Annotated in this window: 7 protein-coding genes; 3 read left to right on the top strand and 4 right to left on the bottom strand. The window is 72.0% G+C overall.

What is annotated here, in order from left to right; translation table 11 throughout:
* Positions 1-590: 590 nt before the first annotated feature.
* A complete protein-coding gene (locus tag FNX44_RS21725; RefSeq protein ID WP_143650391.1) occupies positions 591-1,046 on the bottom strand; it encodes a DUF6153 family protein in 456 nt (151 codons plus the stop codon).
* Between the two features lie 162 nt (positions 1,047-1,208).
* Here FNX44_RS21725 and FNX44_RS21720 point away from each other — a divergent pair, with 162 nt between their 5' ends.
* Positions 1,209-1,649 carry a DUF6153 family protein gene (locus FNX44_RS21720; RefSeq protein WP_143650389.1) on the top strand — a complete coding sequence of 147 codons (441 nt, stop codon included), beginning with the start codon at positions 1,209-1,211 and terminating at the stop codon, positions 1,647-1,649.
* Positions 1,650-1,741: 92 nt separating this feature from the next.
* Positions 1,742-3,328, top strand: coding sequence for a multicopper oxidase family protein (locus tag FNX44_RS21715; protein WP_143650388.1), 1,587 nt, complete (start codon positions 1,742-1,744; stop codon positions 3,326-3,328).
* 74 nt (positions 3,329-3,402) lie between these two features.
* Here the strand turns inward: FNX44_RS21715 and FNX44_RS21710 are convergent, their stop codons facing one another.
* From FNX44_RS21710 to FNX44_RS21700, 3 genes are all read right to left on the bottom strand, one after another.
* Complete coding sequence (locus FNX44_RS21710) at positions 3,403-3,837, bottom strand: hypothetical protein (RefSeq protein WP_143650385.1); 435 nt, start codon at positions 3,835-3,837, stop codon at positions 3,403-3,405.
* Positions 3,838-3,898: 61 nt separating this feature from the next.
* A complete protein-coding gene (locus FNX44_RS21705) occupies positions 3,899-4,351 on the bottom strand; it encodes a hypothetical protein (protein WP_143650383.1) in 453 nt (150 codons plus the stop codon).
* A gap of 163 nt (positions 4,352-4,514) precedes the next feature.
* A complete protein-coding gene (locus tag FNX44_RS21700) occupies positions 4,515-5,183 on the bottom strand; it encodes an AAA family ATPase (RefSeq protein WP_143650381.1) in 669 nt (222 codons plus the stop codon).
* Between the two features lie 265 nt (positions 5,184-5,448).
* Here FNX44_RS21700 and FNX44_RS21695 point away from each other — a divergent pair.
* A partial coding sequence (locus FNX44_RS21695) for an MDR family MFS transporter (protein ID WP_143650379.1) occupies positions 5,449-6,906 on the top strand: 1,458 nt, incomplete at its 3' end.

Genomic DNA, 6,906 nt, shown 5'->3' with positions numbered 1-6,906 from the left:
CGGGTACACCGGACGGACACTCAACCCCGCGCCGTCCCCGGTGCCCGACGGTGCCACGCCCGACACGCGGCGGCCGCAGCCTGCCCGAGAGCTGCCCGAACAGGGCCCTTCCAGCGGCAGATCCAGACTCGCCGCCGTCTGCTGCTGGCGCATCTAGACCTCTCCACCGCGGCCGGACGACAACCGGTTGCCGTGTGCAGACGTGGCCGTCGCGCTTCGCGGGCGCGGCGGCGTCCGTCACCCCGGCGCGCTGCTCCGGTTGGCCGGCCGCGGCCGGCCACGGCATCCGAGGCACGTCGGCACCGTAGGCGCCGGCGGCGCACCCGAGGAGAGCCACCAGGGCGAGGCCGAGAAGGCAGTTGATCAGACGCTGCGGGGGTGGCACGAGTCCTCCGTGCTGCGGCCGTTCGTCGAGGCTCCCCGGCACGTGTCGAGGAACCGGCGCGTGGCCGCGCGGTCTGGAATCGGACGGATGGCAGGCGGACGCCGGGCCGTGCCTCGGTTGTGCCGCGCGGAGCGAGCGGACGCGGTGGGGAGGCGGCACCGGGCGGCGGCCGCACCGGAACGAGACGCGCGAACGACGCCCGGAGCTAGATCCGGAGGACGGCGGAGGTACCCGACAGCGGAGGCGACGCAGGAACGGCGTGGGCGGGGCCGGGCCTTTGGAGCGCGGGATGCGCCTGGGGGGCGGCCACCGCGTCCAGCGGAGCGAGGCAGGGAGCCGGCACGTCCCCGCCGTGCTCGGGCGGGACGGACACGCACGCCTGGCTCGGATGCGCGTCCTCATGGCCGCCGTCGTGCCCGTCGGGGGCGCTGCCCTCGACAGCGTGCTCCGCGGACGTGGTGCGCCCGCCGGCACCGGGGTTCCCCTGCGCGGCGGTGGCGGACGCGGCCAGCGGCGAGGCGTGGCCGGCCGCGCCTTCCGCGCTCACGCCGTGCATGTACAACAGGCCGAGCAACAGCGCGGCCAGCCACAGCAGTTGCCCCGGACGCGCCCGGTGGGGGCGGATCCGCAGCGCGCTGAAGACCGGCTGGGCCGTGACCATGTCGTTATCGTAGCGGCACATCGGCGGCGGCCACCGCCGACCTTCCGGACGGCGGACGGAAGGCCGTCGTTCCTCGCCTCCGTCGCGGCCCTGCGGCAGTGAGCGGGTACCCCCCCGCCGGTACCATCGGGGCAGTCGGTCGACAGTGTGGGAGGTGTCGGGGTGGCCTGGCAGCGGCGAACCACCGCCTGGTGCGGTCGAGTTCTGCTGTTCGTCGCGCTGCTCCTGGGCATCGTCACGATGCACAGCCTCGGCCACCCCGCCGAGCACCACGCGTCCCACGCGTCCGGCACCGCCCTCCTCACCGCCTCGGCCTGGGACCCGCACCAGCACGCCGCCGACACGGCGGCCGACAAGCGGCGACCCGATCGGGTGAATCAGCGCGCGGACCACCCGGCGCCCCTCGGCGGGATGGACCCGATCTCCGTCTGCCTGGCCGTGCTCGGTGCGGGAGTCCTCACCCTGCTGCTCGGCCGGGTTCTCGTTCACCGGTCGGGGCACGAGCGGGCCGCCGCGCCGACCCGCCTGCCGCACGCCCTGCGGCCCAACCCGCCCCCGCGGCGCGGAGCACTCATAGCCCGGTTGTCGGTGCTGCGCATATAGGAGCCCGCCCGGCCGCTCCACGGAACTCCCGCGGAGCGGCGGATCGCGCCAACTCCCCCATGCGTCAACACCGATACGAGGTGCACTCCATCATGCGCACATCCACCCGCCGCGCCGTGCTCGGCACCGGGCTCGCCGTCGCCGGCGGCGGACTGCTCGCCGCCTGCTCGAGCTCCGGCACGGACCACTCCGGCCACGCCGCGAAGCCCCCGGCCGGCCCCGAGGGCTACGTCTCGCCCGACGGCAGGGAGGTCGCCGCCGCCGAGGCGAAGCGGCGCCCCGGCCCCGTCCGGAAGGTGAAGCTCACCGCCACCCCGGCCCGCCTGGACCTGGGCGGCCGTACGGTCCGGACCTGGGCCTACGACGACGAGGTCCCCGGCAAGGAGGTCCGCGTCACCGCGGGCGACACCCTCGCCCTCACTCTCGCCAACAACCTGCCGCAGTCCACCTCCATCCACTGGCACGGGCTGGCCCTGCGCAACGACATGGACGGCACACCCGGCCTGACCCAGCAACCGATCAGGGCCGGCGCCTCCTTCGAGTACCGCTTCGCCGTGGCCCACCCCGGCACGCACTGGTTCCATCCGCACTCCGGCGTCCAACTCGACCGCGGGCTCTACGCCCCGCTCATCATCGAGGACCCCAGGGAGCCGCTGAAGTACGACAAGGAGTGGGTCGTCGTCCTCGACGACTGGCTCGACGGCGTCGACGGAAGCACGCCGGACATGGTGCTCGCCGAGTTCCGCAAGGGCATGGGCGACATGGACCACGGCGACATGGACCACGGCGGCCACTCCATGCCGCGGATGTCGATGACCACCGGGAACTCCCCCTCCCCCGAGCCGTCCGGCCCCTCCCGGATGATGATGGGAGCCACAAGCGAGCTGCTCGGTGGCGACGCCGGTGACGTCGCCTACCCGTACTACCTGGTCAACGGCCGCACCGCCGACGATCCGCAGACCTTCCGCGCGAAGCCCGGCGACCGCGTCCGGATCCGCTTCGTCAACGCCGGCGGCGACACGGCCTTCCGCGTGGCGCTCGGCGGCCACCGGATGACCGTCACCCACACCGACGGCTTCCCCGTCGAGCACGCGGAGACGGACGCCCTGCTGCTCGGCATGGGCGAGCGCTACGACGTCCTGGTCACGGCCGGGGACGGCGCCTTCCCCCTCACCGCGCTGGCCGAGGGCAAGAAGCGGTCGGCGATGGCCGTCCTGCGCACCGGCGGCGGCGCCGCGCCCAAGCCGTCCGTACGGCCGAAGGAGTTGGACGGAAGGCTGCTGCAGGCCCGGCAGTTGAAGTCCGACGGCTCGGTCCGTCTGAAGCCGGGCAAGCCCGACCGCACCGTCAAGCTCAGCCTCACCGGTTCCATGGCCAAGTACGACTGGTCCGTCAACGGCAAGAAGTACGACCCGGCGCAGCGGTACCCGGTCCGTTCCGGTGAGCGCGTGCGGCTGTCCTTCGTCAACAACACGACGATGTGGCACCCCATGCACCTGCACGGCCACACCTTCGCGCTGGGCGAGGGAGGCCCGCGCAAGGACACGGCGATCGTCCTGCCCCGGCAGACCGTCGACGTCGACTTCGACGCCGACAACCCCGGGCTGTGGATGGTCCACTGCCACAACGTCTACCACGCGGAGTCCGGCATGATGACCACTCTCGGCTACCTCAAGTAGGCCGACAACCCCCAGGTCGGTAGACCTGGGGGTTGTTCGTCGGGTGGGGCCGTTACAGGTCCGCGGAGCGGCGGTCAGACGTAGTACGTGCGGCTTGCCGAGTCTCCGCAGGTCCACGTGTTGCACGCCCTGACCATGGCGGTGAGCTTCCGCGTCTCCGAGGGCAGCGGAGTGCTGTACGGGATGCTCGTGCCCGAGCCCTTGCTGTTCCTGAAGCTGATGACGCCGTAGCCGTGGGTGTCGAGGCTCAGGTACGCGGAGCGGCTGTCGGCCTTCTTGTCCCAGAGCGTGCCCCACGCGCTCTTCTTGCCGTCGCTGCACTTCTTGACCCACACGGTGGCCTTGACGGCGGAACTCTCGACGGTCCCCTTGTACGTGTCCTGGCAGCTCGCGGCCTGTGTGGCGGGGCCGGAAGCCTGGGCGGCGGGACCGGCGGCCAGGGTCAGGCCGAGGCCGATCGCCGCGACGCCTGCCGCGGACAGTGTCCTTCTCGTTCGCTTCGTACGCATGGTTTCCCCCTGGGGATGCTTCTGGGCGGTCATGGACGGGTGGAACGCCGTGGCCGGGACGTCAGGTCCGGGCGGTGTTGAGGGTGCAGGCGCCGATCGCGCCGGCGTCCGTGGCGGCGACGAGCTGGGTGGTCCAGCCCTTCGGAATGGTCGTGCGGCCGCGCCATGACTCACCGGGCTCGGCCGCACGGCGGTACTCGCTGCCGTGCTGCCTCCTGTCCTTGAAGAACTTCCCGGAGAAGCGGACGAGGAGCAGGTCGGTCTTGTTGATGACCCACCAGTCCTGTCCGGCCGAGGTGTTGTTCATGGTGATCCGCGCGAACTTGGTGGAGTCCTTGGTGCTCCGCAGGGTGACGCGGCCGTCCCGGCCCCCGTTGGGGCTCGGCCAGCTGGCCGTCTCGCACCGGTAGCCACCGTAGGTCCACTGGTGGTCGTCGGCGTTCGCGGTGCCGGTGAGGCCGGCGGTGGCCAGCGCGGCGAGGGCGAGCGTGAGCACGATCGGTTTTGCACGCACAGCAAGATCCCGTCTGTCGCGGCTTGGTACGCGGGAGTTGAGTTCCTACGCTCGCCATCCTGCCCGCGGCCCGCGCGCCGCGGGTTGACCGTACGCGCACAGCTCCTTGCTCCCCCGCGCACGGGGGCTCTCACGTCCGGTCGTCGCTCGTGGTGCTCGGGTGTCAGAGTCGGAAGGCGGTGCTCACGCGCTCGGTGAGGGCGTCCTCCGACAGCGTGGTGTCGACGTGGAGGGTGCGGAGTCGGAGGCGGTCGGCCTCGTCCTCGAGGTGACGGGTGAACATCCGGTCGCGTTCGGCGAGGTTGCGGCGGGCCTTCGCGGGGTCGCTGGTCCTCCGGACGAACCCGTCCTCCGGTAGCGACCGGCTCCGGATCGCGGACCGGCGGAACTCCGGCGTGGGAAGCAGCCAGACGGCGTGGGCCGGGTCGGCGAGCAGCGGGCTGACAAGACGCGGCAGCAGCCGGAAACCCTCCGCGATGACAGCCCGCTCCGGCGGCAGGCGGAGGAGGTCCTCGACGATCAGGGCGAAGCCCTCGCCCTGGAACCAGTGGAACGTGTCGAGCATGTCCCGCGGCGTCCGGTTCAGCCACCGCTCGTCCATGTCCATGGCGAGGAAGTCGTGAAGCCGCGGAGCCTCTTCCGGGGTGGTGCGCGCCGCGTGGTCGCCCATCACGTCGTCGGTCGCGTAGCGGGACATGCCGTGGCGCTCGGCGAGTCGGCGGGCGACCGTGGACTTGCCCGCGCCGCTCCCGCCGCCGAGCCAGAAGACGTGCCGCAGTCGTTCGCGAAGCGCCGCGGCGTCCGCCGGCTCGTCGATCCGCAGGTGATGCACATCGTCCTCCGCTCCGATGGGGTACCAGGGCCGACCTCATCATGGCGTCCGGCCGGGAGACCGCCGCGGCGGCGGCCGTCACGCTCGGCGACCGGGAGAAAACTCGTACGAATTCACACCGGGATGAGGAACACTCGGGGCGACCGATGACTTCTACCAGGCGGGCCGGTCTTCAGACAGTGTTACCGCGTTACCGCCCCATGTCCGCGCCCGCCGGCCCCCGGCTGTGCGGCGGCTGCGACCAGGAACCCCAGCGAGGTGCTGCATGACCACTGCGTCCCGAGAACGACCGGCCCCACCAGCGGGCCGCACGCCGGCGGTGGTCCGGCTGCTGGTGCTGGCCACGTTCGTGGTGATCCTGAACGAGACCATCATGGTCAACGCCATCCCGCGGCTGATGGACTCGCTCGGCGTCACGGAGCAGTCCGCGCAGTGGGTGTCCACCGCGTTCATGCTGACGATGGCCGCGGTGATCCCCGTCACGGGCTGGTTCCTGCAACGGGTCACCACACGCCAGGCCTACGCGATAGCCATGGGCGTCTTCCTCGCGGGCACCGCGCTGAGCGCGGTCGCGCCGTCGTTCGAGGTGCTGCTGCTGGGGCGGGTCGTGCAGGCCGCCGGTACGGCGGTGATGATGCCCCTGCTGATGACCACGTTGATGGTGGTGGTCCCCCAGCACGACCGCGGGCGGGTGATGGGCAACGTCACGCTGGCGATCTCCGTGGCGCCCGCGCTCGGTCCGGCGGTCTCCGGGCTGATCCTCCAACTCGGCTCCTGGCGGCTGCTGTTCCTCGTCGTGCTGCCCATCGCGGGGCTGGTGACCCTCTTCGGGCTGCGTCAGCTGGAGAACATCAGCGAGCCGAAGGTGAGTTCCATCGACTGGCTCAGCGTCGGTGTGGCGGCGCTCGGCTTCGGCGGCCTGGTGTACGGCCTGAGCCTCTTCGGCGAGGGCCACGGCGGGGTCGGCACCGGCGTCGGCGTCACGCTCGCGGGCCTCGCGACCATCGCGCTTTTTGTCTTCCGCCAGCTCCGGCTGCAGCGCGACGGCGCGCCGCTGATGGACCTGCGCACGCTCCGGCACCGCACCTACACCCTCTCCCTGGTCCTGATGTCGGTCGGCTTCCTGGCGATGCTCGGCTCGATGATCCTGCTGCCGCTGTACCTCCAGAACCTGCGCGGGCTGAGCCCGTTGCAGACCGGACTGCTGGTCATGCCGGGCGGCCTGGTCATGGGCCTGCTGGGCCCGACGATCGGGAAGGCGTTCGACCGGTTCGGCAGCCGCCCGCTCGTGCTGCCCGGCGCCATCGGCATGACGGTCGCCCTCGGCGGCTTCACGCAGATCTCCACGACGATGCCGTTCTGGCTGGTCCTCGCGCTGCACACGCTGCTGATGGTCAGCCTCGCCGCGACCTTCACGCCGTGCTTCACGCTCGGCATGGGCGGGCTTCCGCCGCACCTGTACTCGCACGGCAGCTCGATGCTCGGCACGCTCCAGCAGGTCTCCGCGGCACTCGGCACGGCGCTTGTGGTGACGGTGATGTCCGCGCGCAGCGGCCGGCTGGTCGCCGACGGCGTGGAGGCCGTGCCCGCGCAGGTGAGCGGGATGAAGCTGGCCTTTGTCGTGGCGGCGCTGATCTCCCTGGTGGCGGTCGCGGTCGCCTGGAAGCTCCCGAACCGGGTCCCGGCCCCGGACACCGAGTCCCCCGCCGCCCCCGAGGTGGAG

Origin of the sequence: Streptomyces alkaliterrae, assembly GCF_007097205.2 — a bacterium.
Taxonomy (GTDB): domain Bacteria; phylum Actinomycetota; class Actinomycetes; order Streptomycetales; family Streptomycetaceae; genus Streptomyces; species Streptomyces alkaliterrae.
This window is presented reverse-complemented; position numbering and strand designations above follow the sequence as displayed.